This window comes from Kitasatospora sp. NPDC057738, assembly GCF_042798815.1.
Taxonomy (GTDB): Bacteria; Actinomycetota; Actinomycetes; order Streptomycetales; family Streptomycetaceae; genus Kitasatospora; species Kitasatospora lactacystinica.
The window spans coordinates 34,765-59,110 of record NZ_JBHVJT010000015.1 but is presented as its reverse complement, the minus strand read 5'-3'; the positions used below and the strand labels follow the sequence as shown (position 1 = coordinate 59,110).

Annotated in this window: 21 protein-coding genes; 16 read left to right on the top strand and 5 right to left on the bottom strand. The window is 70.5% G+C overall.

The window, feature by feature from the left end; all coding sequences use genetic code 11:
• Nucleotides 1–46: 46 nt before the first annotated feature.
• Both ACFVGO_RS10885 and ACFVGO_RS10880 read right to left on the bottom strand, forming a co-directional pair.
• Nucleotides 47–1,681, bottom strand: a complete 1,635-nt coding sequence (locus ACFVGO_RS10885; protein WP_380631390.1) for a transporter — start codon at nt 1,679–1,681, stop codon at nt 47–49.
• Nucleotides 1,678–2,499 (bottom strand): ABC transporter ATP-binding protein, encoded by an 822-nt coding sequence (locus ACFVGO_RS10880; RefSeq protein ID WP_359897527.1) that lies wholly within the window; start codon nt 2,497–2,499, stop codon nt 1,678–1,680. Before ACFVGO_RS10880 ends, ACFVGO_RS10885 begins: the two co-directional genes overlap by 4 nt.
• 266 nt (nt 2,500–2,765) lie before the next feature.
• Here ACFVGO_RS10880 and ACFVGO_RS10875 point away from each other — a divergent pair, with 266 nt between their 5' ends.
• The 9 genes from ACFVGO_RS10875 to ACFVGO_RS10835 all read left to right on the top strand — a co-directional run bounded on the left by ACFVGO_RS10875 (nt 2,766) and on the right by ACFVGO_RS10835 (nt 13,192).
• Nucleotides 2,766–3,320, top strand: coding sequence for a DUF1707 and DUF4190 domain-containing protein (locus tag ACFVGO_RS10875; RefSeq protein ID WP_359897526.1), 555 nt, complete (start codon nt 2,766–2,768; stop codon nt 3,318–3,320).
• Nucleotides 3,321–3,586: 266 nt separating this feature from the next.
• Complete coding sequence (locus ACFVGO_RS10870; protein ID WP_359897525.1) at nt 3,587–5,185, top strand: hypothetical protein; 1,599 nt, start codon at nt 3,587–3,589, stop codon at nt 5,183–5,185.
• 47 nt (nt 5,186–5,232) lie between these two features.
• Nucleotides 5,233–6,834: a DUF2142 domain-containing protein gene (locus tag ACFVGO_RS10865; protein WP_359897524.1), complete on the top strand. Its 1,602-nt coding sequence runs from the start codon at nt 5,233–5,235 to the stop codon at nt 6,832–6,834.
• A gap of 376 nt (nt 6,835–7,210) precedes the next feature.
• On the top strand, nt 7,211–7,582 hold the full coding sequence (gene rpsL, locus ACFVGO_RS10860; RefSeq protein WP_014144289.1) for a 30S ribosomal protein S12: 372 nt from the start codon (nt 7,211–7,213) through the stop codon (nt 7,580–7,582).
• Between the two features lie 2 nt (nt 7,583–7,584).
• The gene (gene rpsG / locus ACFVGO_RS10855) at nt 7,585–8,055 is read left to right on the top strand and encodes a 30S ribosomal protein S7 (protein ID WP_030055803.1); all 471 of its coding nucleotides are present in this window, start codon (nt 7,585–7,587) and stop codon (nt 8,053–8,055) included.
• A gap of 39 nt (nt 8,056–8,094) precedes the next feature.
• A complete protein-coding gene (gene fusA / locus ACFVGO_RS10850; RefSeq protein WP_359897523.1) occupies nt 8,095–10,200 on the top strand; it encodes an elongation factor G in 2,106 nt (701 codons plus the stop codon).
• Between the two features lie 199 nt (nt 10,201–10,399).
• A complete protein-coding gene (tuf, locus tag ACFVGO_RS10845) occupies nt 10,400–11,593 on the top strand; it encodes an elongation factor Tu (protein ID WP_359897522.1) in 1,194 nt (397 codons plus the stop codon).
• Between the two features lie 190 nt (nt 11,594–11,783).
• The gene (locus ACFVGO_RS10840; protein WP_359897521.1) at nt 11,784–12,746 is read left to right on the top strand and encodes a glycosyltransferase family 2 protein; all 963 of its coding nucleotides are present in this window, start codon (nt 11,784–11,786) and stop codon (nt 12,744–12,746) included.
• Nucleotides 12,743–13,192: a GtrA family protein gene (locus ACFVGO_RS10835; protein WP_359897520.1), complete on the top strand. Its 450-nt coding sequence runs from the start codon at nt 12,743–12,745 to the stop codon at nt 13,190–13,192. The genes ACFVGO_RS10840 and ACFVGO_RS10835 overlap by 4 nt, the downstream gene beginning before the upstream one ends.
• Before the next feature lie 74 nt (nt 13,193–13,266).
• Here ACFVGO_RS10835 and rfbC read toward each other — a convergent pair whose 3' ends face one another.
• On the bottom strand, nt 13,267–13,866 hold the full coding sequence (gene rfbC / locus ACFVGO_RS10830) for a dTDP-4-dehydrorhamnose 3,5-epimerase (protein WP_359897519.1): 600 nt from the start codon (nt 13,864–13,866) through the stop codon (nt 13,267–13,269).
• Nucleotides 13,863–14,738 (bottom strand): glucose-1-phosphate thymidylyltransferase RfbA, encoded by an 876-nt coding sequence (rfbA, locus tag ACFVGO_RS10825; RefSeq protein WP_359897518.1) that lies wholly within the window; start codon nt 14,736–14,738, stop codon nt 13,863–13,865. The genes rfbC and rfbA overlap by 4 nt, the downstream gene beginning before the upstream one ends.
• Before the next feature lie 81 nt (nt 14,739–14,819).
• Here rfbA and rfbB point away from each other — a divergent pair, with 81 nt between their 5' ends.
• From rfbB to ACFVGO_RS10795, 6 genes are all read left to right on the top strand, one after another.
• Nucleotides 14,820–15,797 (top strand): dTDP-glucose 4,6-dehydratase, encoded by a 978-nt coding sequence (gene rfbB, locus ACFVGO_RS10820; RefSeq protein WP_359897517.1) that lies wholly within the window; start codon nt 14,820–14,822, stop codon nt 15,795–15,797.
• Nucleotides 15,794–16,729, top strand: a complete 936-nt coding sequence (rfbD, locus tag ACFVGO_RS10815; protein ID WP_380351760.1) for a dTDP-4-dehydrorhamnose reductase — start codon at nt 15,794–15,796, stop codon at nt 16,727–16,729. Before rfbB ends, rfbD begins: the two co-directional genes overlap by 4 nt.
• 17 nt (nt 16,730–16,746) lie before the next feature.
• Nucleotides 16,747–18,063, top strand: a complete 1,317-nt coding sequence (locus ACFVGO_RS10810) for a hypothetical protein (protein ID WP_359897516.1) — start codon at nt 16,747–16,749, stop codon at nt 18,061–18,063.
• Nucleotides 18,064–18,131: 68 nt separating this feature from the next.
• Nucleotides 18,132–18,821, top strand: a complete 690-nt coding sequence (locus ACFVGO_RS10805) for a glycosyltransferase family 2 protein (protein ID WP_359897515.1) — start codon at nt 18,132–18,134, stop codon at nt 18,819–18,821.
• Complete coding sequence (locus tag ACFVGO_RS10800) at nt 18,818–19,216, top strand: DUF2304 domain-containing protein (protein ID WP_359897514.1); 399 nt, start codon at nt 18,818–18,820, stop codon at nt 19,214–19,216. The genes ACFVGO_RS10805 and ACFVGO_RS10800 overlap by 4 nt, the downstream gene beginning before the upstream one ends.
• A 4-nt stretch (nt 19,217–19,220) precedes the next feature.
• A complete protein-coding gene (locus ACFVGO_RS10795) occupies nt 19,221–20,126 on the top strand; it encodes a glycosyltransferase (RefSeq protein ID WP_359897513.1) in 906 nt (301 codons plus the stop codon).
• 87 nt (nt 20,127–20,213) lie between these two features.
• Here ACFVGO_RS10795 and ACFVGO_RS10790 read toward each other — a convergent pair whose 3' ends face one another.
• On the bottom strand, nt 20,214–21,830 hold the full coding sequence (locus tag ACFVGO_RS10790) for a hypothetical protein (RefSeq protein WP_380351758.1): 1,617 nt from the start codon (nt 21,828–21,830) through the stop codon (nt 20,214–20,216).
• Nucleotides 21,831–22,262: 432 nt separating this feature from the next.
• Here ACFVGO_RS10790 and ACFVGO_RS10785 point away from each other — a divergent pair, with 432 nt between their 5' ends.
• On the top strand, nt 22,263–24,074 hold the full coding sequence (locus tag ACFVGO_RS10785; protein WP_380631387.1) for a hypothetical protein: 1,812 nt from the start codon (nt 22,263–22,265) through the stop codon (nt 24,072–24,074).
• Nucleotides 24,075–24,346: the final 272 nt, after the last annotated feature.

Genomic DNA, 24,346 nt, shown 5'->3' with positions numbered 1-24,346 from the left:
GCCGCGGCGGAGACCGTCCGGCGCTCGGGCCGGCGGGGCCCGCGGCTCAGCGCTCGATGGCCTTGGCCAGGATCTCCGGCGTGCGCTCCAGCAGCCGGCCCGCGGCCATCCGCACGCCCAGCGTCGCGACCAGGGCGCCGTACAGCGGGCCGACCAGCAGCACCGGCCAGCTCGGCCCGTCCGAGACCAGCGCCCAGGCGAGGTAGCCGCCGACCGGCAGTGCCAGCACCGTGACGCCGAGCATCGAGCCGAACTGGTTGAGCAGGATCAGCCCGCCCTGTCCGGGGGCGGCGTTGCGCATCGGGTTGCTGTCGGCCGGCATGGTGTAGGGCGCCAGCACGCTGAACATCGAGCCCAGCGCGATCCCGCAGCCGAGGAGGGTCAGCGCCAGGCCGAGCGCGGACGGCAGCTCGCCCCACCGGCCGGTGACGGCCGCCAGCACCAGCCCCAGCACCACCGTCACCGGGACGGCGTACGACAGCACCGCGTACGCCCGGCCGCGCAGCTCGGACCGGGCGTCGGCCGGGGTGCGCAGGGTGGCGGCGACCATCCAGAACGCCGAGCCGTCCATGCCGAACAGGTTGAGCATCTGCAGTCCGAGGAACACCCCGGTCATCGCCAGCAGGTAGACGCTCGCCCAGCCCTGGACCATCGACAGCACGCAGATCACCAGCGTCATCCCGATGCTGGTGAACAGCGCGGCCTTGGCCCGCGGCTCGCGCCAGGCGTACCGCAGGTGGCGCTGCATCACCGCGCCGGTGCGGCCCTGGGGCAGGAAGCGCCAGCCGCGCGAGTTCTGCACCCCCCGGGCCACCTCCAGGGTGGAGGAGTCGGCGGTGACCATCAGCTCCTGCAGGCTCCGCCGCCACCAGCGCAGCAGCAGTGCCAGCAGCGCGGCGGCCGCGGCGAGCTGGAGCAGCGCGAGCCCGTACCGGCCCTCGCCGGCGGTGCGCGGCGCGTCCGCCGCGCTGATCGGCGGGATCCAGCGCAGCACCGAGGCGATCGGCTTCAGCGGGGTGAGGTCGATCGGTCCGCCCCGACGGCCGAGGATGCTCTGCGAGCCGACGTTGGCGACCTGCACCAGCAGCGCGAAGGCCAGCCCGCCGAAGATCGCGAAGTCCTTGCCGCGCCGGCTGGAGAGCATCCGGGCGTTGCCCGCGGCGACCGCCCGGGAGAGCGTGACCAGGCAGAGCACCGCGAGCGGTACGGCGGGCACCGCGACCGCGGCCGAGGCGCCGCCGGCCGCGCCGGCCAGCACCGCGCCGGTCACCAGCACCAGGCTGATCAGCGGCCCCGGTCCGATCAGCGCGGCCAGCAGCGAGCCGCGCAGCAGCGGGCCGGGCCGCAGCGGCAGCATGGTCAGCCGGGTCGGGTCGGCGCTCTCGTCGCTGGAGAAGAGGAACAGCGGCAGGGCGGCCCAGCCCAGGGCCAGCACGCCGAGCAGCATCACCCCGGCGTCCCCGGAGCCCGCGTAGCGCCCGTTCAGCGCGCTCATGGCGACGGCGACGCCGGCCGCGAGGGCCAGGCCCGCGACGCCGCCGATCACGTAGACGGTGGTCCGGCCGGGGCTGCGCCGCAGCCCGTTGCGCAGCAGCCGCAGCTTGAGCGCGACCAGGGCGCGCACCACCGTCCGCCCGTCGGGCACCGAGGCCGTGCGCGTGGCCTCGCTCCGCTCGGTCACAGGGCACCCCCGGGCTGCCCGCCGCCGAGCCAGCCGAGCGCCTGCCCGTCGTCCTCGCGCACGCCGATCAGGTCCAGGAAGGCCTCGTGCAGGCTGCGCCCGCCCCGTACGGTGTCCAGCGGTCCCTGGGCGATCACCTGGCCGGCGTTGACCACGGCGACCCAGTCGCAGAGCTGTTCGACCAGCTCCATCACGTGACTGGAGAAGACCACCGTGGAGCCGGCCGCCGCGTACCGCTTGAGCACGCCGCGGATGGTCTGGGCGGAGACCGGGTCGACGCCCTCGAAGGGCTCGTCCAGGAACAGCACGTCCGGGTTGTGCAGCAGCGCCGCGGCCAGGCCGATCTTCTTGCGCATGCCGGTGGAGTAGTCGGCGACCAGCTTGTCGGAGTCGCGGCCGAGGTCCAGGACGGCCAGCAGCTCCTCGGCCCGCCGGTCCACCTCGGCGCCGGGCAGGCCGCGCAGCCGCCCGGTGTACTGGAGCAGCTCGCGCCCGCTGAGCCGCTCGAACATCCGCAGGCCCTCGGGCAGGATGCCGATCCGCGCCTTGACCGTGACCGGGTCCGCCCACACGTCGGTGCCGTGCACCAGGACGGTGCCCTGGTCGGGCCGGAGCAGCCCGGTGACCATCGACAGCGTGGTGGTCTTGCCGGCGCCGTTCGGCCCGACCAGGCCGATGAACGCCCCGGCCGGCAGCTCCAGGCTCAGCCCGGCCACCGCGGCCTGGGTGCCGAAGTGCTTCCAGAGCCCCTGGATGCTGACGGCGGACGGGGTTCCCGGCCCGGGGAGGTCGGAGGACGGCGGCGCTGACGCCTGCATGGCGGCCTTCTCTGCTCGTGGTGGTGGAGTGGTGGGCATCGTGCTGGTGGAAGCTCTCGGGGCTCAGCCTGTCACTGCTCGAACAGGCTGTCGCCCGAGTTGAGCATCCCCTGAGCACATCCGCCGAACGGGTGAGGCTCGCCGACCAATATCCTCTTCTCGGCGGCTACTGGGCCGATTTGGCAACTACTCAGTTCGGCCGTTCGTCCTGCACTATGAGGAAGCAGTGACGTGCGCGGGGGTGCCGCGCTACCGGGAGGTGGCGGATGTCCGTACAACCATGGGGCGAGCCCGGTTCCGGCTATCCGCCCGGCAAGCGGTCGGCGGGGGGCTGGCAGCCGGTGCCCGCGCCCGCGGTGTCGTCGCAGGCGGCGATGCGGGCGGGCCACGCGGACCGGGACCGGACGCTCGACGTGCTCAAGGCCGCGTTCGCCGAGGGGCGGCTCTCCGTCCAGGAGTACGAGCAGCGCCACGAGGCCGTGGCCGCGGCGCAGACCTACGGTCAGCTGGCCGTGCTGGTGGCCGACCTGCCCTCCGGGCCGATGACGGCGCCGCCGGCCGCCGCCGCCACGCCGGTTCCGGCCACCTTCATGGCCGTCCCGCCGCCGCCGCAGGCCCGCCCCACCAACGTGCTCGCGGTGGTCTCCCTGGTGGCCAGTCTGGTCGGCCTCTCCGCGCCCGCCGTGATCACCGGCCACATCGCCCGCTCGGAGATCCGCCGCCGCAACATGGACGGCGACTGGGCGGCCGTCCTCGGCCTGGTCATCGGCTACCTGGGGTGCGCGTTCTGGACCCTGATGATCCTCCTCGGCTTCGCCTGAGGCCCACCCGGTCGGGTGATCCCACGGCGGTCGGCCGTTCTTCCCGATGGGGCCTTCCTCAGACGGAGGACCTATGATGCCCGGGGCTGCCGCCGCGCACCCGGAAGCAGTACGTTCTCCGTCACCGGCCGACGCCGAAGGGCCGGGCGGGCCGAGCGAGCGACCACGAGCTGAGGACCGTGCCAGTGACAGTCAGTGCCCAAGAGGCCTCCAGGATCCCGCCGAGCGGAGGGCGTTCGCTGGTCGGTGGATCCGCGGGCCGCTCCGTGGCCCGGCTCCGGACGTCGGCTCCGGCACTGCTCGCGGGCGAGGCCGTGGTCTCCTTCCTGGCCGCCCTGGTGCTCCCGCTGATGGCGCGTGGCTTCCAGATGGACCCGCTGAACCGGATCGCCCAGGTGAGCGGTCTCGCCGCGGTGCAGCTGCGGTTCGCGGTCATCGGCTTCCTCCTGCTCGGCGCGGTCGTGCTCGCGATGCGCTTCCGCTCGGGCCGGCACTTCGGCCTGGCGTCCCGTTTCTCCTCGGCCGCCATCGCCGGTCTCGCCAGCGGCTTCGTGGCGGCCGGCGCGGTCATCGCGCTGCTCGGCACGCCCTGGCCGATGTTCGGCATGAACGGCGACAGCCAGCGCATCGTCGAGTGGGCCCACGCGGTGGTGAACGGTCAGCCCTCGGGCTCGCCGGTCTACCCGCCGGCGCCGCTCTACACCCTGGGCTTCTACGCGGAGCTGTTCCGCGGCGGCAACACCGCGTACGCCTTCAAGGACCTGCAGATCTTCGGCGCCGCCGCGTTCGGTCCGCTGGTCTACCTCTCGTGGCGCATGCTGCTCAGCCCGGTCCGCGCACTGGCCTTCGGCGTGCTGCCGGCCTTCGCCCTGATCGACGCCTACAAGCCGTACAGCCAGACCGTGCTGGTGGTCCTGGTGCCCGTGCTGGTCGCCGTGGTGGTGCACCTGCGCCGGAGCGGGACGGACGGCTGGCGGCTGCTGCTGCTGAAGGCGGGCGGCTTCGGGGCGTTGCTGGGCCTGATGTTCCTCACGTACTCCGGCTGGTTCCTGTGGAGCGCCCTCGGCGTGCTGGTCGCGGCGCTGATGTACTTCCCCTGGCACGAAGACCGGCGCAAGGGCCTGGCGTACCTCGGCACCACCGGGGTCGCCTTCCTGCTGGTCTGCGGCAGCTACCTGGTGACCATGCTGACGGAGGCCCCGGACACCAAGGACTCCAACTTCCGCTTCGACAACTTCACCGACCCGGCGTACTTCCTGATGTGGCGTACGGACATGCCGGGCAAGGTGGGGGACTGGCCGATCCCCGGCGAGTTCGGCGGCATGGACCTGTTCGCGGTGGTGATGTTCGTCGCACTGGGCGCGGCCCTCTGGCTTGGCATCCGCAAGCCGGTGATCGTCACCATCAGCTGCATGTTCGCGAGCGCCTGGGTGATGCGGATGTTCATCGCCTCGCACATGTACGAGACGCAGACGGTCCAGCTCTACACCCGGACCAACAACCAGCTGCTCTACTGCGGCCTGCTGCTCTGCGCCCTGCTCGCCCACCTGGTCTCGCTCCGGCTGGCCGAGCGCCGCCGGGCCGCCGAGGCCGCGGAGGCCGCCGGGACGGCCGGAACCGCCGGAACGGCCCTGCCGGGTCCGCAGGCGGCCGTGATCGGTACGCTGTTCGCTCTTCTCTTCCTGTTCGGTACGGTCTCCTCGTCGATGGCGGACCGCTACATGCCGGCGAAGGAGGACACCTACCGCATCCTGCCGTGGGTGTCGCACACCATGCAGAACCTCGACGGCACCTGCCCGAAGTTCGCGCCGGGTGGGCAGTGCTCCAAGACCGGTGACCAGTCATGGCTCAGCATGATCAAGTAACCAGTTCCCGCCCATGAGCCCGAACTGACCCCGAAGGCCCAATCCTGATGATGATCACCGCCGTCAAGAGCCTCGCCGACCGGCTCGTCTCCTCACCGAGGCGTCTGTGGGTCGTGGCGTTCGCGATCCTGTTCGCACTGAGTGGGGCCTGGGCGTTCGCTTCGCCGACCGGCGCCTCGCCGGACGAGCACGCACACCTGATCCGGGCGGCGGCCGTCGCCCGGGGCCAGGTCGAGGGACGGGAGGTCATGGTCCCGCACCTGGTGGGCGGCATCGAGGGCCAGTTCGCCGAGACCGGGGTCGAGCTCCCGCGCATCTACCAGGACCTCAAGGACGTCAACAGCTGCTACGTCTTCAAGCCCGAGCAGCCGGCCTCCTGCGCGCCCCGGCTCGTGGACCGCCCGGGGGAGACCCTGGTGACCACCGCGGCGGGCCGCTACCACCCGGCGTACTACTTCGCGGTGGGCTGGCCCAGCCTCCTGGTCCACGGGGCCAAGGCCTTCTACCTGATGCGCCTGATGTCGGCGCTGATCTGCTCCGCCCTGGTGGCGAGCGCGGTGGTCTCGGCGGCGGAGTGGCGGCGGCGCTCCTTCACCCTGCTCGGCGTGATCACCGCGGCCACGCCGATGGCGCTGTTCCTGTTCGGCGTGGTCAACCCGAGCGGTCCGGAGATCGCGGCGGGCATCCTGGTCTGGAGCGCCGGGCTGCCGATGCTGATGAGCCCGGACCCGCTCCTGCTGAACCGCCGGCTGGCGCGGCTGGGAATCGGCGCGCTGGTGCTGATCAGCATCCGCCCGCTGGGCCTGATCTGGTTCGCCGGGGCCCTGTTCTTCGCGCTGCTGCTGGGCCAGAAGGGGGCGGTGCGCGAAGTGCTCCGCCGCAAGGTGACCTGGCTCTGGGGCGGCCTGGCGGCGGCGGGGGCCGTCGCGGCCCTGGCCTGGTCGTCGAGCCACCCGGACAACTCGATCATCAACACCCCGAGCGACCTCACCCCGCTCGCCGCGGCCCGGAAGACCTTCGACTTCGGCCTGCTCTACATGAAGCAGATGATCGGCTACTTCGGCTGGCTGGACGCCGAGGCGCCGGCCGCGACGCTGCTGGTCTGGTGCGGTGTGGCGCTCGCCCTGGCGATGTTCGCGCTCTGCTACGCCCGGTTCCGCGACGCCCTGGCGATCGTCGGCGTGATGGCCGGCATCGTGGTGATACCGATAGCGGCACAGGCCATGCAGGCGCGCCAGCTGGGCATGATCTGGCAGGGCCGCTACCTGCTGCCGTTCGCCGTCGGACTGCCGATCCTGTGCGCCGCGATCTGCCACGAGCGGCTGCCCTGGGGCGGCTTCGCCTGGCGCCGGCTGCTGGTGATCGCCGGCTTCTCGCTGTCCCTGGTCAACGCCGCGGCCTTCCTCTGGGCGCTGCGCCGCAACACCGTCGGCAGCACCGGCCCGCTGCTGATCAACCCGGCCCACTGGTCCCCGCCCGGCACCTGGATGCTCTGGCTGGCCGTGTACACGCTGGCCGCGCTCGCGCTGGGGCTGTTCACGGCGGTGTCGGACAACCGGGAGCGCCCGCTGCCGCAGTCGGCAGGGGCGGCCGGCGGCAGCGCCAGCCAGGACCCGCCCCGGCTCGCCGGGGCCCACGCGGAGGCGTAGGGTCGCGGTGCGGGGGCTGCCCGGTTGTGGTAGGGAGCCCCGCCCCGGCCCGGTTCCCGGCCCGCTTTCGGTGCAAGCCCCGCGACCTGCGGCGTTGCATTTGTTTTGACCGAGCCCGATGCGCTAGGTACGCTCTGACCTTGTGCCTGGGGTGTCCCCGGGTCCTTGTGCGTGCATGCACACCGGTCGCCGCGCCGAGCCGGAGCGCTTCCCAGCGCGCCGCGCGTAGAGCGCCGTCGCTGTACAGCAGCCATGGGATTCCGTGTCGTAACAAGCCCAACACACCCGACCGCGTGGGTCGACCACGGGGCCGTGTGCGAGGGAGACATCGCAGGTTAGTTCCACCAAGCCTTGGCACACAGAAAACGGAGAAACGGTGCCTACGATCCAGCAGCTGGTCCGAAAGGGCCGGCAGGACAAGGTCGAGAAGAACAAGACTCCCGCGCTGAAGGGTTCCCCGCAGCGCCGTGGGGTCTGCACGCGTGTGTACACGACCACCCCGAAGAAGCCGAACTCGGCTCTCCGCAAGGTCGCCCGTGTGCGCCTCACCAGCGGGATCGAGGTCACCGCTTACATCCCGGGCGAGGGCCACAACCTGCAGGAGCACTCCATCGTGCTGGTGCGCGGTGGTCGTGTGAAGGACCTTCCTGGTGTCCGCTACAAGATCATCCGCGGTTCGCTCGACACCCAGGGTGTCAAGAACCGCAAGCAGGCCCGCAGCCGCTACGGCGCCAAGAAGGAGAAGTAAGAATGCCTCGTAAGGGCCCCGCCCCGAAGCGCCCGGTCATCATCGACCCGGTTTACGGCTCCCCGGTCGTCACCCAGCTGGTCAACAAGATCCTGCTGCACGGCAAGCGCTCCACCGCCGAGCGGATCGTCTACGGCGCCCTCGAGGGCGTCCGTGAGAAGACCGGCTCGGACCCGGTCGTCACGCTGAAGCGCGCGCTGGAGAACGTCAAGCCGGCCCTCGAGGTCAAGTCCCGCCGTGTCGGTGGCGCGACCTACCAGGTTCCGGTCGAGGTCCGTCCGGGCCGCGCCAGCACCCTGGCGCTGCGCTGGATGGTCGGTTACTCCCGCGCCCGTCGCGAGAAGACCATGACCGAGCGCCTGATGAACGAGATCCTCGACGCCAGCAACGGCCTGGGCGCTTCCGTGAAGCGTCGTGAGGACACCCACAAGATGGCCGAGTCCAACAAGGCCTTCGCGCACTACCGCTGGTAGTCCCTACCCCGTCACTAGACAGAGAGAGAACGAGCCACCATGGCTGCAACCTCCCTTGACCTCGCCAGGGTCCGCAACATCGGGATCATGGCGCACATCGACGCGGGCAAGACCACCACCACCGAGCGGATCCTGTTCTACACCGGTGTCTCGTACAAGATCGGTGAGGTCCACGATGGCGCTGCCACCATGGACTGGATGGAGCAGGAGCAGGAGCGCGGCATCACGATCACGTCGGCCGCGACGACCTGTCACTGGACCGTTGACGACGTCGACAACACCATCAACATCATCGACACCCCGGGCCACGTCGACTTCACCGTCGAGGTGGAGCGTTCGCTGCGCGTCCTCGACGGTGCCGTGACGGTGTTCGACGGTGTCGCCGGTGTCGAGCCCCAGTCCGAGACCGTGTGGCGGCAGGCTGACCGCTACGGCGTCCCGCGCATCTGCTTCATCAACAAGCTGGACCGCACGGGCGCGAACTTCTTCTTCTGCGTCAAGACCATCGTGGACCGCCTCGGCGCCACCCCGCTGGTCATGCAGCTGCCGATCGGTGCCGAGTCGGACTTCCAGGGCGTTGTCGACCTGGTCCGCATGAAGGCGCTGGTCTGGTCCGCCGAGGCCGCCAAGGGCGAGATGTACGACGTCGTCGACATCCCGGCCGACCTGCAGGAGCAGGCCGAGGAGTACCGCGAGGCGCTCATCGACACGGTCTCGAACGTCAGCGACGAGATCATGGAGCTCGCCCTGGAGGGCGAGGAGATCCCGGTCGAGCTGCTGCAGGACGCGATCCGCAAGGGCACCCTGAACTCGGACTTCACCCCGATCTTCTGCGGTACCGCCTTCAAGAACAAGGGCGTTCAGCCCCTGCTCGACGCGGTCGTCAAGTACCTGCCGTCGCCGCTGGACATCGAGTCCATCGAGGGCACCAAGCCCGGCGACGACACGGTCAAGATCTCCCGCAAGGCCTCGGACGACGAGCCGCTCGCCGCGCTCGCGTTCAAGATCATGTCGGACCCGCACCTCGGCAAGCTCACCTTCGTCCGGGTCTACTCGGGCCGCCTGGAGTCCGGCACCTCGGTGCTGAACGCCGTCAAGGGCAAGAAGGAGCGCATCGGCAAGATCTACCGCATGCACGCGAACAAGCGTGAGGAGATCGACTCGGTGGGCGCCGGCGACATCATCGCCGTCATGGGCCTGAAGCAGACCACCACCGGTGAGACGCTGTCCGACGAGAAGAACCCGGTCATCCTGGAGTCCATGGACTTCCCGGCCCCGGTCATCCGCGTCGCGATCGAGCCCAAGTCCAAGGGTGACCAGGAGAAGCTGGGTGTTGCCATCCAGCGTCTCGCCGAGGAGGACCCGTCCTTCCAGGTCAACACGGACGAGGAGACCGGCCAGACCATCATCGCGGGTATGGGCGAGCTGCACCTCGAGGTGCTGGTCGACCGTATGCGCCGTGAGTTCAAGGTCGAGGCCAACGTCGGCAAGCCGCAGGTCGCGTACCGCGAGACCATCCGCCAGGCGGTCGAGCGCATCGACTACACCCACAAGAAGCAGACCGGTGGTTCCGGTCAGTTCGCCAAGGTGCAGATCGCGATCGAGCCGCTCGAGCAGGCCGAGGGCTACGAGTTCGTCAACAAGGTCACCGGTGGCCGCGTTCCGCGCGAGTACATCCCGTCGGTCGACGCCGGTTGCCAGGAGGCCATGGAGTTCGGCATCCTCGCCGGCTACCCGCTGCAGGGTGTCCGCGTGAGCCTGCTCGACGGTCAGGCGCACGACGTCGACTCCTCCGAGCTCGCGTTCAAGATCGCCGGTTCGATGGCGTTCAAGGAAGGCGCGCGGAAGGCCAAGCCGGTCCTCCTCGAGCCGATGATGGCCGTCGAGGTCACCACGCCCGAGGACTACATGGGCGACGTGATCGGCGACATCAACTCTCGCCGTGGCCAGATCCGGTCCATGGACGAGCGTCACGGTGCCCGCGTCGTCACGGCGCTGGTGCCCCTCTCCGAGATGTTCGGCTACGTCGGTGACCTGCGCAGCAAGACCTCTGGTCGCGCGAGCTACTCGATGCAGTTCGACTCGTACGCCGAGGTTCCGAAGAACGTGGCGGACGACATCATCGCCAAGGCCAAGGGCGAGTGACGTCCCGATAATCGGGACGATAGCGAAGCCTTAGGCTATTCGGAGGCAACCCGGGAGGATCCGGTCGGATCCTCCCGGGGCCTCCGGCCCCCCCACCAGCGGGACGGCACGGGATGTCCTCCGGACAACCCGCACCAAAACCGATCAAAGACCAACTGGCGTCAGCACGGCGTACAGGAACTGTCCTCAGGAGGACTCAGTGGCGAAGGCGAAGTTCGAGCGGACGAAGCCCCACGTCAACATCGGCACCATCGGTCACATCGACCACGGTAAGACCACGCTGACCGCGGCCATCACCAAGGTGCTGCACGACGCGTACCCGGAGATCAACCCCTTCACGCCGTTCGACCAGATCGACAAGGCGCCGGAGGAGCGGCAGCGCGGTATCACCATCTCCATCGCGCACGTCGAGTACCAGACCGAGGCGCGCCACTACGCCCACGTCGACTGCCCGGGTCACGCCGACTACATCAAGAACATGATCACCGGTGCTGCCCAGATGGACGGCGCCATCCTCGTGGTCGCCGCCACCGACGGCCCGATGCCGCAGACCAAGGAGCACGTCCTCCTGGCCCGCCAGGTCGGCGTTCCGTACATCGTCGTCGCCCTGAACAAGGCCGACATGGTGGACGACGAGGAGATCCTGGAGCTCGTCGAGCTCGAGGTCCGCGAGCTGCTCTCCGAGTACGAGTTCCCGGGCGACGACCTGCCGGTCGTCCGCGTCTCCGCGCTGAAGGCGCTGGAGGGCGACAAGGAGTGGGGCGAGAAGCTCCTCGGCCTGATGCACGCGGTCGACGAGGCCATCCCGACCCCGGCCCGCGCCGTGGACCAGCCGTTCCTGATGCCGATCGAGGACGTCTTCACGATCACCGGTCGTGGCACCGTCGTCACCGGTCGTATCGAGCGTGGCATCCTCAAGGTCAACGAGACTGTCGACATCATCGGCATCAAGGAGACCAAGACCACCACCACGGTCACCGGCATCGAGATGTTCCGCAAGCTGCTCGACGAGGGCCAGGCCGGCGAGAACGTCGGTCTGCTGCTCCGTGGCATCAAGCGCGAGGACGTCGAGCGCGGCCAGGTCATCATCAAGCCGGGTTCGGTTACGCCGCACACCGACTTCGAGGCCCAGTCCTACATCCTGTCGAAGGACGAGGGTGGCCGCCACACCCCGTTCTTCAACAACTACCGCCCGCAGTTCTACTTCCGTACCACGGACGTGACCGGCGTCGTGACCCTCCCCGAGGGCACCGAGATGGTCATGCCGGGCGACAACACCGCCATGACCGTCGCGCTGATCCAGCCGATCGCCATGGAGGAGGGCCTGAAGTTCGCCATCCGTGAGGGTGGCCGCACCGTCGGCGCCGGCCAGGTCACCAAGATCATCAAGTAATCTGATGGTCTGACCTGCCTGCCTCGTACAGGCTCAGTCCGAAGGGCCCCGCGCACCGCACGGTGCGCGGGGCCCTTCGGCGTCTCATCAGCGGTTCACCGGAGCGCGCCTCCTTTCAGCGGCCGCTCATCGCAGACTGTTATGGTCGGGCGACATCCAGCCCGGCCGTCGTGGAAAGTGGGACCAACGCATGTCAACGGCACCGCTGTTGTCGGTCGTGATGCCTATCTACAACGAGCAGGAGGCGCTCCCGCTGACCGTCGAACGGCTGCGGCCGATCCTCGACGGGCTCGACGTGAGCTACGAGGTGGTCGGCGTCGACGACGGCAGCACCGATGTCACCCCGGTGCTGATGCAGAAGATCCGCCAGGACTGGCCGGAGTTCCGCATCGTCCGCTTCGCCCGCAACTCCGGGCACCAGGCCGCCCTCACCGCCGGCCTCCACCGCGCCTTCGGCGACTACGTGGTCTCCATCGACGCCGACCTCCAGGACCCGCCGGAGAAGATCCCCGAGATGCTGGCGCTCGCCCGCGAGCAGAACCTGGACATCGTCTACGGCGTGCGCGGCGACCGCGGCACCGACACCTTCTTCAAGCGGCACACCGCCGGCGGGTACTACCGGCTGATGCGCCGACTGGTCGGCAAGCGGATGCCCAACCAGGCCGGCGACTTCCGGCTGCTCAGCCGGGCGGCCGTGGACGCGCTCAAGGCGATGCCCGAGCACCAGCCGGTCTACCGGCTGCTGGTGCCCTGGCTGGGCTTCCCCAGCGGCGAGGTGGTCTACGTGCGCGAGGAGCGGATCGCGGGGAGCAGCCACTACCCGCTGTCCAAGATGGTCCGGCTCGCGTTCGACAGCGTCACCAACTTCTCCGCCGCCCCGCTGCGACTGGCCACCTGGCTCGGGCTGTTCAGCTTCCTGGTCTGCATCCTGCTGGCGCTCTACACCACGGTCGCGTACGCCGTCGGCTCCACCGTGCCCGGCTGGTCCTCGCTGTTCATAGGGATGCTCTTCATCGGCGCCGTGCAGCTGGTCTGCGTCGGCCTGCTGGGCGAGTACGTCGGCCGGATCTACTCGGCGGTCCAGGCGCGGCCCGCGTACTTCGTCGGCTACGACTCGGCGGAGGAGCCGGACCGGTACGGTGCGGGCGCGTGAACGAGAGCCTCCCCACGGCCCGGGACGAGCGCGAGGAGCCCGCCGAGGCACCCCGGCCGGTCCGCCGGCTGCTGCCGTCCTTCCTGGTGATCGGGGTGCTGAGCACCGTCTTCTGCCTGGCGCTGTTCGTGCTGCTGCGGCTGGTGACCTCGCCGCAGGTGGCCAACCTGATCGCGCTGGCGGTCAGCGCGGTGGCCAACACCGCGGCCAACCGCCGCTTCACCTTCGGCATCACCGGCTCGGACGGCGCGGTGCGCCACCAACTGCAGGGTGCGGTCGCGTTCCTGATCGGGCTGGGCCTGTCCAGCGGCGCCCTGGCGCTGCTGGACGTGGCGGTGCCGCACGCCTCCCGGACGGTCGAGGTGGCCGGGCTGGTGGTGGCCAACGGCCTCGCCACGGTGGTCCGGTTCGTGCTGGCCAAGGTGTGGGTCTTCCGGACGCCCTGAGCCGGCGCGGGGGAGACGACGACGGAGGGGGCGCGTGCCGTGGCACGCGCCCCCTCCGTGTGGGCCGGGCTGCGCTACTGCTGCTTCAGCGAGTCCGTGTAGGCCTTGCAGGCCTGGTAGTCCGGCAGCAGGCCGTCGGCGAGCGCCTCCGCGAGGGAGGGCGCCACCGCGTCGCGGGCCGAGAGCTGCGGGGCGTCGGTCGGCCACTCGATGCCGAGGTCCGGGTCCAGCGGGTGCACGCCGTGCTCGCCGGTCGGGTTGTACGTCGCCGAGCAGAGGTAGGTCAGCGTGGCGTCGTCGGTGAGGGCGCAGAAGCCGTGGCCGAGGCCCTCCGGGATGTAGACGGCCTTGCGCTCGGTGTCGTCCAGCCGGACGAACTCCCACTTGCCGAAGTTCGGCGAGCCGACCCGCAGGTCGACGATGACGTCCAGCACCGCGCCGCGGGTGCAGGCCACGTACTTGGCCTGGCCGGGCGGGACGTCGGCGAAGTGGATGCCGCGGACGACGTCCTTGGCGGAGAGCGACAGGTTGGCCTGGGCCAGGTTCAGCGGGTGGCCGACGACCTCGGCGAGGCGGTCGAAGCGGTACCACTCGGTGAAGTGGCCGCGGGCGTCGCCGTGCACCTGAGGGGTGATCTCGAAGGCGCCCTCGATGGAGAGCTCACGGAACTTCACTTGGCGGCCGCCTCTTCGAGCAGGCCCACCAGGTACTGGCCGTAGCCGCTCTTCAGCAGCGGCTCGGCGAGCTCGCGCAGCTGGGCGTCGTCGATCAGCCCGGCCCGCCAGACGGCCTCCTCGATGCAGCCGATCTTGAAGCCCTGGCGCTCCTCGATGACCCGGACGAACTCCGAGGCCTGGACCATCGACACGAACGTGCCGGTGTCCAGCCAGGCGGTGCCGCGGTCGAGGATCGTCACGTGCAGGTCGCCGGTGCGCAGGTAGGCGTCGTTGACGGCGGTGATCTCCAGCTCGCCGCGGGCGCTCGGCTCCAGCGTGCGGGCGATCTCGACGACCCGGTTGTCGTAGAAGTACAGGCCGGGGACGGCGTAACGGGACTTGGGCTCGGTCGGCTTCTCCTCGATGGAGATGACCTGGCCGGTCCCGTCGAACTCGACCACGCCGTACGCGGTCGGGTCGGCCACGGGGTACGCGAAGACCCGGCCGCCCTTGATGTCGGAGTGCTCGGTGAGCGCGGTGCCCAGGCCGGTGCCGTGGAAGATGTTGTCGCCGAGGATCAGGGCCACCGGCTCGTCGCCGATGAAGTCCGCGCCGAGCACGAAGGCCTGGGCGATGCCCTCGGGCTTCTCCTGGACGGCGTACTGGAGCTTCAGGCCGAACTGGGAACCGTCGCCCAGCAGTCGTTCGAACTGGTCCCGGTCGTTCGGGGTGGTGATGATCAGGATTTCGCTTATCCCGGCCATCACCAGGGTCGAGAGGGGGTAGTAGATCATCGGCTTGTCGAAGACCGGGAGGAGCTGCTTCGACACCGCACGGGTCAGGGGCCACAGCCGCGAGCCGGTGCCGCCGGCCAGGAGGATTCCACGCATGGGTGCACCCTATTCGAGATCGGTGAACGCGGGAGGGGCCGGGTCGGGAGGGCGTTCGGGCGGCGGTAGACTACGCGCATTATGCGCATCCTCGTGACCGGCGGCGCCGGATTCATCGGTTCGGAGTTCGTCCGTCAGCTCCTCGGGGCTGACGAGAATGCCCGGATCACGGTCTTTGACAAGCTCACCTACTCGGGCGTCCTGGAGAACCTCGCTCCGGTGGCCGACCACAAGGGCTACACCTTCGTCCAGGGCGACATCTGCGACGCGGACGCCGTCGACCAGGTCATGCCTGGACACGACGTGGTGGTGCACTTCGCCGCCGAGTCCCACGTGGACCGTTCGATCGCCGGCGCGGGCCCGTTCGTGCTGACCAACGTCGTCGGCACCCAGGTGCTGCTCGACGCGGCCCGCAAGCACGGCGTCGGCCGCTTCGTCCACATCTCCACCGACGAGGTGTACGGCTCGATCAACGAGGGCTCCTGGACCGAGACCTGGCCGCTCGAGCCGAACTCCCCGTACTCGGCCTCCAAGGCCTCCTCCGACCTGCTGGCGCTGGCCTACCACCGCACCCACGGCATGGACGTCGTGGTGACCCGCTGCTCCAACAACTACGGGCACTACCAGTTCCCGGAGAAGGTCATCCCGCTGTTCACCACCAACCTGATCGACGGCAAGAAGGTGCCGCTGTACGGCGACGGTGGCAACGTCCGCGACTGGCTGCACGTCTCGGACCACTGCCGGGGCATCGAGCTGGTCATGCGCGGCGGCCGCGCCGGCGAGGTCTACAACATCGGCGGCGGCACCGAGGCGACCAACAAGGAGCTGACCGGCCTGCTGCTGGAGGCCGCCGGCGCCGGCTGGGACATGGTCGAGCACGTCGCGGACCGCAAGGGCCACGACCTCCGCTACTCGATCGACATCAGCAAGATCCGCGAGGAGCTCGGCTACGAGCCGCAGGTCCGCTTCGAGGACGGCCTCGCCGCGACCATCGCCTGGTACCGCGAGAACCGCGCCTGGTGGGAGCCGCTGAAGCAGAAGGCGGCCCTGGCCAAGTGACCGCGAACGCCGCCGCGCCCGTGCGCTGGCTGGTCACCGGCGCGGCCGGGATGCTCGGGCAGGACCTGCTGTCGGTGCTGGGCGCCGACGGGACCGCCGAGATCACCGCGCTGCGCCGGGCGGACCTCGACATCACCGACGCGGCGGCCGTCCTGGCCGCCGTCGAGGGCCACGACATCGTGGTCAACTGCGCCGCGTGGACGAACGTCGACGGTGCGGAGACCGAGGAGGCAGCCGCCACCGCCGTCAACGGCACCGGCGTGCGCCACCTGGCCGCGGCCTGCGCCAGCACCGGCGCGCGGCTGCTGCACGTCTCCACCGACTACGTCCTGCCGGGCGACGCCACCGAGCCCTGCCCGGAGGACGCCCCGACCGCTCCGGTGAACGCGTACGGCCGCAGCAAGCTGGTGGGGGAGCAGGCGGTCGCCGAACTCCTCCCCGAGCACGGCTACATCGTGCGCACCGCCTGGCTGTACGGCGAGCACGGCCCGAACTTCGTGGCCACCATGCTCAAGCTCGCCGCCCAGCGGGACACCCTGGACGTGGTGGACGACCAGCACGGCCAGCCGACCTGGTCGTACGCGCTGGCCGGCCGCCTGGTCGAGCTCGGCCGGGCCGCGCTCGCCGGGCAGGCCCCGGCCGGGGTCTACCACGGCACCGCGAGCGGCCGCACCACCTGGTGCGGACTGGCCGGCGAGACCTACGCGCTGAGCGGGCTGGACCGGGAGCGGATCCGCCCGACCACGTCGGAGGCCTTCGTCCGCCCGGCCGCCCGCCCCGCCTTCAGCGTGCTGGCCCACGACCGCTGGGCCGCCGCCGGACTGGCGCCGCTGCCCGAGTGGCGGGCCATGCTGGCCGAGGCGCTGTCCCGGCCCGTCTTCGCCGAACTGGCCGCAACGGCCCGGACCACCGAGAGCGACAGACCTCAGTGAAGAACGCACTGACGAAGGTGGCTGCCGCGCTACCGCCGGGAACCCTGGCGGTGGCCGGCGGCACCGTCGTCCTGGGTGCCGCCAACTACATCCACCTCGGGGTGGCGGGCCACAGCCTGTCCGTCGACGACATGGCGAACGTCTCGCTGCTGTGGACGATCGTGATGTCCGTCGGCATCGGCGTCTTCTTCCCGATCGAGCAGGAGCTCACCCGGATCGTCGCGGCGCGCGCGGCGCTCGGCCACGGTGCCGCGCCGGTCCTGCGCCGGGCGGCCCTGCTCACCGGCGGGATCCTCGGGGCGACCCTGATCGTCCTCGGCGCCGCCTCCGGCCCGATCGCCCGGTCGATGTTCCACGGCGACCGCTCGCTGGTGCTGGCGCTCGGCGGGGCCTTCACCGGCATGGCCGTCTGCTACCTCACCCGTGGCGTGCTGGCCGGCCTCGGCCGCTTCGGCGCGTACGGCACCCAGCTCGGCCTGGACGGCGGCCTGCGGATCGGCCTGGCCTTCGCCTGCGGCGTGGCCGGGGTGCACTCGGCGCTCGCGTTCAGCCTGATCCTGGCCGTCGCGCCGATCCTCGCCACGATCGCCACGCTGCCGCCGCTGCTGCGCGCGGTGAAGCCCGGTGAGCAGGTCGGCTGGTCCGAACTCTGCTCCGGGCTGGGCCTGCTGATCTGCTCGACGCTGCTCTCGCAGGTCGTGGTGAACGCGGCCGTGGTGAGCACCAAGCTGCTCGCGCCCTCGGACTCCGCGCTGATCGCCGCCCTGCTCAACGCGCTGGTGCTGGCCCGGGTGCCGCTGTTCGTCTTCGGTTCGCTCCAGGCCTCGCTGCTGAACGGCCTCTCCGCCGCGATCGCGGTCGGGGACCGGGCGGCCTTCACCGGGATGCTCAAGAAGATCGGCGTCGTGGTGGGCGCGCTCGGCGTGCTCGGCGGGATCCCGGCGGTCGCCCTCGGCCCGTGGCTGATCCAGGTGCTGTTCGGCGCCAAGCCGGTGCTCGGCTGCCTCGACTTCTTCTGGTTGTCCGCCGGAACCGTGGCGTACATGTTCGCGATGGTGCTCGGCCAGGCGCTGATGGTATTCAAGCGGCACAACCTTCAGCTGCTCTGCTGGGCGCTCGGCACCGCGGTCCTCGCCGGGGTGACCTTCCTGCCGGGCGAGGTGTCCACCCGCGTGATCCTTGCGTACACGGCGGGTTCCGTGGCCACCGTCCTCGGTATGCTGGCGGTGCTGAGGCAGAGTTTCGCCCGTTCGGCGACGAATTCCGCCGGCCTCGTCCAGCAGCCGGGGGACCCGAACGCCGCGGTGCTGAGCAGCCGGACGGCCGGTGAATGACCGTGTCCGCCCCTCATCTTCAGATCGCCGCGCAGCAGCGCGGGCCAGACCCCATTCATGGAGCCTCCGTGTCCCAGTACGACGATGTTTGGCTGGTGATCCCGGCCTACAACGAGGGCCAGGTGATCGCCGACGTTGTGGAGGGGGCGCGAAAGACGTTCCCGAACATCGTGGTGGTCGATGACGGCAGCGGCGACGACTCGGCCAAGCACATCATGGAGACGGGCGCGCACCTGGTGCGCCACCCGGTCAACCTCGGTCAGGGCGCCGCCCTCCAGACCGGCCTGGCCTACGCCCTGGCCCAGCCGGGCGCCAAGTACTTCGCCACCTTCGACGCGGACGGTCAGCACCAGACCGCCGACGTCGAGAAGATGGTCGCCCTGCTGCGGGAGGGCGACACGGACGTGGTCCTCGGCTCGCGCTTCATCGAGCAGAACGGGCAGGTGCCGTGGATCAAGCGGGTCGTCCTGCGCACCGCGGCGACCGTCAGCCCGACCGCCCGCAAGCTCAAGCTGACCGACTCCCACAACGGCCTGCGGGTGCTGAACCGCGAGGCCGCCGGCCGGCTGCGGATCACCATGAACGGCATGGCACACGCGTCGGAGATCGTCAGCTTCCTCGCCGGCTCGGACCTCCGGGTCGCCGAGCTCCCGGTGGACATCCTGTACACCGACTACTCACGCGCCAAGGGTCAGTCCCTGATCAACGGCGTCAACATCATCTTCGACATCTCGCTGCGGGAGCGTAGCCGCCGATGAAATTCTTCTGGATCCAGCTGGTTCTCATTCTCGGCTCGGTCACTCTCGCCTACATGTTCATCCGGCGTTGGGACCGTGCCAACACCCGCGCCTGGAAGCGCATCGCGTTCTCGGTCTTCGTGGTCGTGAACATCTACGCGGTGCTGCGTCCCACCGACGTGACCTGGCTGGCCCACCAGCTCGGCGTCGGCCGCGGCACCGACCTGGTGCTGTACGGGATGGTGCTGGCGATGGGCTTCCTGACCCTGAACACCTTCCTGCGCTTCCGCTCGCTGGAGAAGAAGCTCACCGATCTGGCGCGCACCGTGGCGATCAACGAGGGCGCCCGCCTGAACGAGGAGCGCTTCGACCTGGACCTGCCGGTCTCGGCTCCGGTCGACCGCAGCAAGGCCTGATCCCGTGGCGACCTTCGAGTTCATGCTGCCGTACTACGGCGACGTGGCGCTGATGCAGGCCGCCGTGCGGAGCATCCTCGCGCAGACCGACCCGGACTTCCGGCTGACGGTCATCGACGACGGCAAGGAGCCGGACGTCCCGGGCTGGTTCGCCACGCTCGGCGACGACCGGGTGGGCTACCTGCGCAACGAGCAGAACCTCGGCATCACCAAGAACTTCCAGAAGTGCGTGGAGCTGTCCAAGGCCGACCACGTGGTCATCATGGGCTGCGACGACCTGCTGCACCCGCACTACCTGGAGACCGTCCGGTCGATCCTCAAGGCCAACCCGGACCTGGGCATGGTGCAGCCGGGCGTCGAGGTCATCGACGGCAACGGCGAGGTCAGCCGTTCCGGCCTGGCGGACAACGTCAAGGAGAAGATCTACGCGCCGACCGTCAAGGGCCGGCGGCTGATGGGCGGCGAGGAGCTGGCCGCGAGCGTGCTGCGCGGCAACTGGCTCTACTTCCCGTCGATCTGCTGGCGGGGCGAGGCGCTGCGCGCGGTCAACTTCCGTGACGAGTACTCGGTGATCCAGGACCTGGCCCTGGTCGTCGACCTGCTGGAGCGCGGCGAGCAGATGATGGTGGACAACACCACCGTCGTCTTCCAGTACCGCCGGCACGCCGTCAGCGAGTCCTCGGTGCAGGCCTTCTCCGGCACCCGGTTCACCGAGGCGGAGCGGTACTTCAACGCGGTGGCCGAGCGGATGGACGCCCGCGGCTGGCCGAAGGCCGCCCGGGCGGCCCGGTTCCGCAGCGCCTCCCGGCTGCACGCGCTGACCATGCTGCCGGGCGCGCTGAAGCGCGGTCAGCGGGACGGCGCCAAGGTCCTGGTCCGCCACGCGCTCACCGGCGGAGAGCGGCACTGACCGCTCGTAGGTCCTGATACGGCACTGGGCCGGTAGTCCGAACTCGGACTACCGGCCCAGTGCCGTTCGCGGGCGCCTCGCCGCGGGTTACCAGGGCGCGCCCGAGGGGCCGAGCGGGTCGGGCTGCCGCGGCGGGTACGGGTTGACCTTCGGGCACGCGAGCTTGCCGGTGTCGGGCACCGGCTCCAGCAGGTTGCTGATGTCCGTCGGCTGGTCGCACTGGCCGTTGGGCGCGTAGCGCGAGCAGTGCCCCTTGGTGTCGGCGGTGCTCTGCGCGATCCAGGCCAGCGCGCCGGGGCCCCAGTGCGGGTCGGGCATGTACTTGCTGGCGGTGGCGGAGCCGGCCATGCCGAAGAGCAGGCCCAGCGAGCAGATGGCGCCGATGGCCACACCGCGCGGGTTGAGGCGCAGCGGGAGCCGGCGTCCGGTCTCCGCGGCCGTCTCGGCGGCGGGGGCCGCCGGGGCGCCCTGGCGGCGGCGGACGATCAGGTAGCACGCCAGCCCGACGAGGACCAGCAGGCAGTAGAGCAGCTGCGCGCTGGTGCGGGGGTAGAGCATGACGGCCTGGTCGCGCTCCATGTGGGAGGCGTACCAGTAGCGCATCAGCAGGGCGCTCGCCGTGCACGCGGCGGCGGTCAGCACGGTGGCCCGGCCGATCCCGAGGGCCAGCGCCACGCCCAGGCCGACCAGCAGGAGGATCGTGAAGAGGCCGACCCCGCCGATCTCGCCGGGGACCGGCCAGGTGCTCTGGCCGTCGGTGCCGGGGAGGTCGTCGCGCCACATCGCGAAGTAGGTGGGCTCGGTGTAGGTGTCGAAGTAGCAGTAGCGGTCGACGGTGCTGCCGGCGGACCCGAGCAGCCGGACCAGGTAGAGGCCGGCGACGACCAGGAAGACCCCGGCGGCGGCGCCGATCGCGCACAGGGCGTTGAGCAGACCGGGGGTACCGCCGGTGCGGCGGGCGCGCAGCAGCAGCACCAGGGTGAGCACCACCACTCCGGCCGCGGACCACACGAACCAGCCGGAGTAGAGGAGGAACAGCAGCCCGATCCCGAGGCCGAGTACGGCGCCGCGGACGGCGGCGGTGCGGCGCGGGAGGTCCGGGGCGCGCTGGAGGAGCTGCATCAGCTTCGCCACCACGGGGAGGAAGGCGACGAGCACGAAGGTGGTGTACGGCTTGTACGGCTGCGCCATCGGCAGGGCGGCGGTGACGCCGATCCCGAGCGCCCAGAGCGGGGGCAGCAGCAGGCGCCAGGACAGGTAGGCGAGCGGGCCCAGCAGCGCGGTGAACGCCAGGTCGGCGAGCTTGAGCGCGTAGCCCACCTGGCCGTGGGTGAGGTGCTCGGCGATGAAGGCGACGATGTGCGGGAACAGCGGAGGGTAGGCGCCGTCGAGGGACTTGCCGTCCATCAGGGCGCCGACCCAGGCCTGGAGGCTGCCGGAGTCGCCGTGCTGGGCGTACAGCGGCCAGTTGGTGTCGCGCAGCGCGAGCGAGATGCCGGCGGCCAGGACGCCGGAGGACAGGCCCGCGACCGCGGCGGCGGCGAACCGCACCGGGAGGTCCGCCCAGCGGCGCATCGCCGGCACCAGGACCAGGACGACGAGGCCGACGAGCAGCAGGAGCCGGAGCTGGAGCGCGGCGAGGCCGCTGACCTGGCCGATCCTCGACATGGGGTTCAGGTGGACGGTCCATGCCAGACCGGTCATGAACAGCGCCGCCGCGGCTGCGGTCAGGATCTCCGCGGCCCAGAGGACAGCGGGGAGGCGAAGAGCGGCTGCCCGTCTCCTCTGGCTGGGCGGTATGCCCTGATGCCTGCCCGAGGCGGGGGCGGGCTGGACGCTCGTCGTCACTGTTCGGTCCTTCTGCTTCCCGCAGCACGTGGACGCGGGGGCGGTGTGTGGTTTCGGTGGCCGGACACCGCGATTCTGCCAGCACCTCGATCGGGGGATCAGCGCGGGCTGAACCACCGTTCCCCGGCGGGTCGTTGTCGTCCAGGGGCGAGGAGTGCGTTGGCTCCGGCCGATCACCGCGTGGCACACTGCCGATGCGCTTCGACGCGTGGTGGCAGGACCCGTGGCGCGCCGTCCGGAACCGGCCATGACGAGATCGTCAACTCATACAAGTAGGGAAGTGTCTCGGTGCAGCCGCTGATCGACTCTGCCCACACGTCCGACGGGCCGCGCCGGGGTGAGGGCGGCGACGGGAGCGCGCCCGGCACCCCGGCCCAGGTCGTGCCGGTCCGGCTGCGGGCGCTCGCCGCCCACCGCTGGTTCTGGCCGGCGGCCCTGCTGCTCGGGTACGGCGCGCAGGTGGCGTTCCGCCTGGTGCTGTCGATCCACAACTACTTCCCGTCGGTGCACGCCGACGAGGACTCGTACCTGGTGATAGCGCGGGTGCTGGCCGGCCGGCCGACCACCGAGATGCCGGTCGGCGTGGTGATCCCGGGCGGTTACCCGCTGCTGATCTCGCCGGCGCTGCGGATCGCCGACAACCCGGCCACCGCGTACCACCTGGTGATGGGCATCAACGCGGTGCTCAACGCGCTGGTGTTCCCGCTGGCCGTGGTGGCGGCGCGCCGGCTGGGCCTGTCCCGGCCGCAGGCGTACCTGGTGGGCACCGCCGTGGCGGTGGTGCCGCCGGTGGTCTTCTACTCCCAGTTCGTCATGTCGGACACCGTGCTGCCGGTGCTCCTGCTGGCCTGGGTGCTCGCGATGCACGGCTGGCTCTCGCCCGGCACGGCGCGCCGCCGCGCGCTGTACGCGGCGGGGATGGGCCTGGCGGCCGGCTACACGATGGCCACCCACGACCGGGGCGGCGTGGTCGTGGCGCTGACGGGGCTGGTGCTGGTCGTGGTGCTGGTCCTCGGCTGGGCGCCGCGGCTCGCCTCGCTGGCCGGCGTCGGCGCGCTCGGGGTGTCGTACCTGGGCGCCAAGCTGCTGGCCGGCTTCGTCGAGAGCCGGTTCAAGGACGTGCCGCCGAGCGACGTCGGCAACAAGGTCTTCGAGAACCTCGAGGACAGCAAGTACATCGGCACGATCGTCGCCCGCACGTTCGGGCAGCTGTGGTACTTCATGACCTCCACGTACGGCTTCGGGGCGATCGCCCTCGTGCTGTGCGTGGTGGTGGTGTTCCGGCGCCGGTACTCGGTGGCCGAGCGGGTGGTGGCCTTCACCATGGTGGCGATGCTGTTCGGCACCGCGCTGGCCTCGGCGGCCGGCCTGGCGGACAACGACCGGACCGACAACTGGGTGTACGCCCGGTACTGCGCGGTGCTGGTGCCGCTGTTCCTGGTGGTCGGCCTGACCGCGCTGTTCCGGGCCGGGGTCCGTGCGCTGCTGTGGATGGCGCTGGTCGGCACGGTGGTGATCGGTGTCATCCAGCTGTCGGTCGGCGCGTACGCGGGTGCCGCGCTCAAGCTCTGGATCAGCCCGTGGACGGTGCCGGACGCGATGTTCCTGGCCTCGACCTGGGACGGCCTGCACATGATCCGGACGAGCTTCGGCGCGCTGGCGGTGCTGGCCGCCTGCCTGCTGCTGCGGGTGGCCGGCGGGCGCCGGGTGGTCGCCGCGGTGGTGGCCTGCCTGACGCTGTTCGCGGCCTACGCGACGGTCGCCATCACCGACAACGTCTCCGAGCCGCACGCCAAGTTCCGCAAGTACCAGGCGGTCGGCGTGGCCAAGGAGGCGGGCCTGCGCAAGGGCGACAACGTGGTCCTGGACTGGGACCTCGACTGGGACACCCGGATGGCGATGGCCTACGAGGTCTACTGGGGCCGGGTCTGGACGGACGACGTCAAGGGCGGCAACACCCCGCCGGAGAAGGCCACCGCGTTCCTGGCGGCCACCGGCAAGGACGCCCCGCCGGAGGCCAGCTGGCCGGATCCGAAGCCCGGCTGGCACGTCGCGAAGTTCAACAAGGACCGCGGCTGGGTGCTCTGGCGCAAGGACTGACCAGGGCGTTCACCCCATCGGGGCCGGTGAGGAGCGCCTCACCGGCCCCGATTGGCATCCGGGCTGCTCCATGTGGCAGTATGTCCAAGTTGCTCGGTTGAGTGCCGATGCTGCGCGCCTCCCGCCGGGAGGACTGGAAGCGAGTCCCATGTACTCGTCGTTCCCGTGATGGCCGTCAAGCGTGAGTTCTACGCCACGGCAGCTGCGGGGCGAAAGTACGGGAATCTTCCGGGAAGCGTGAGCGGGGCCTCGACCCGGCGCCCCCAACCCCG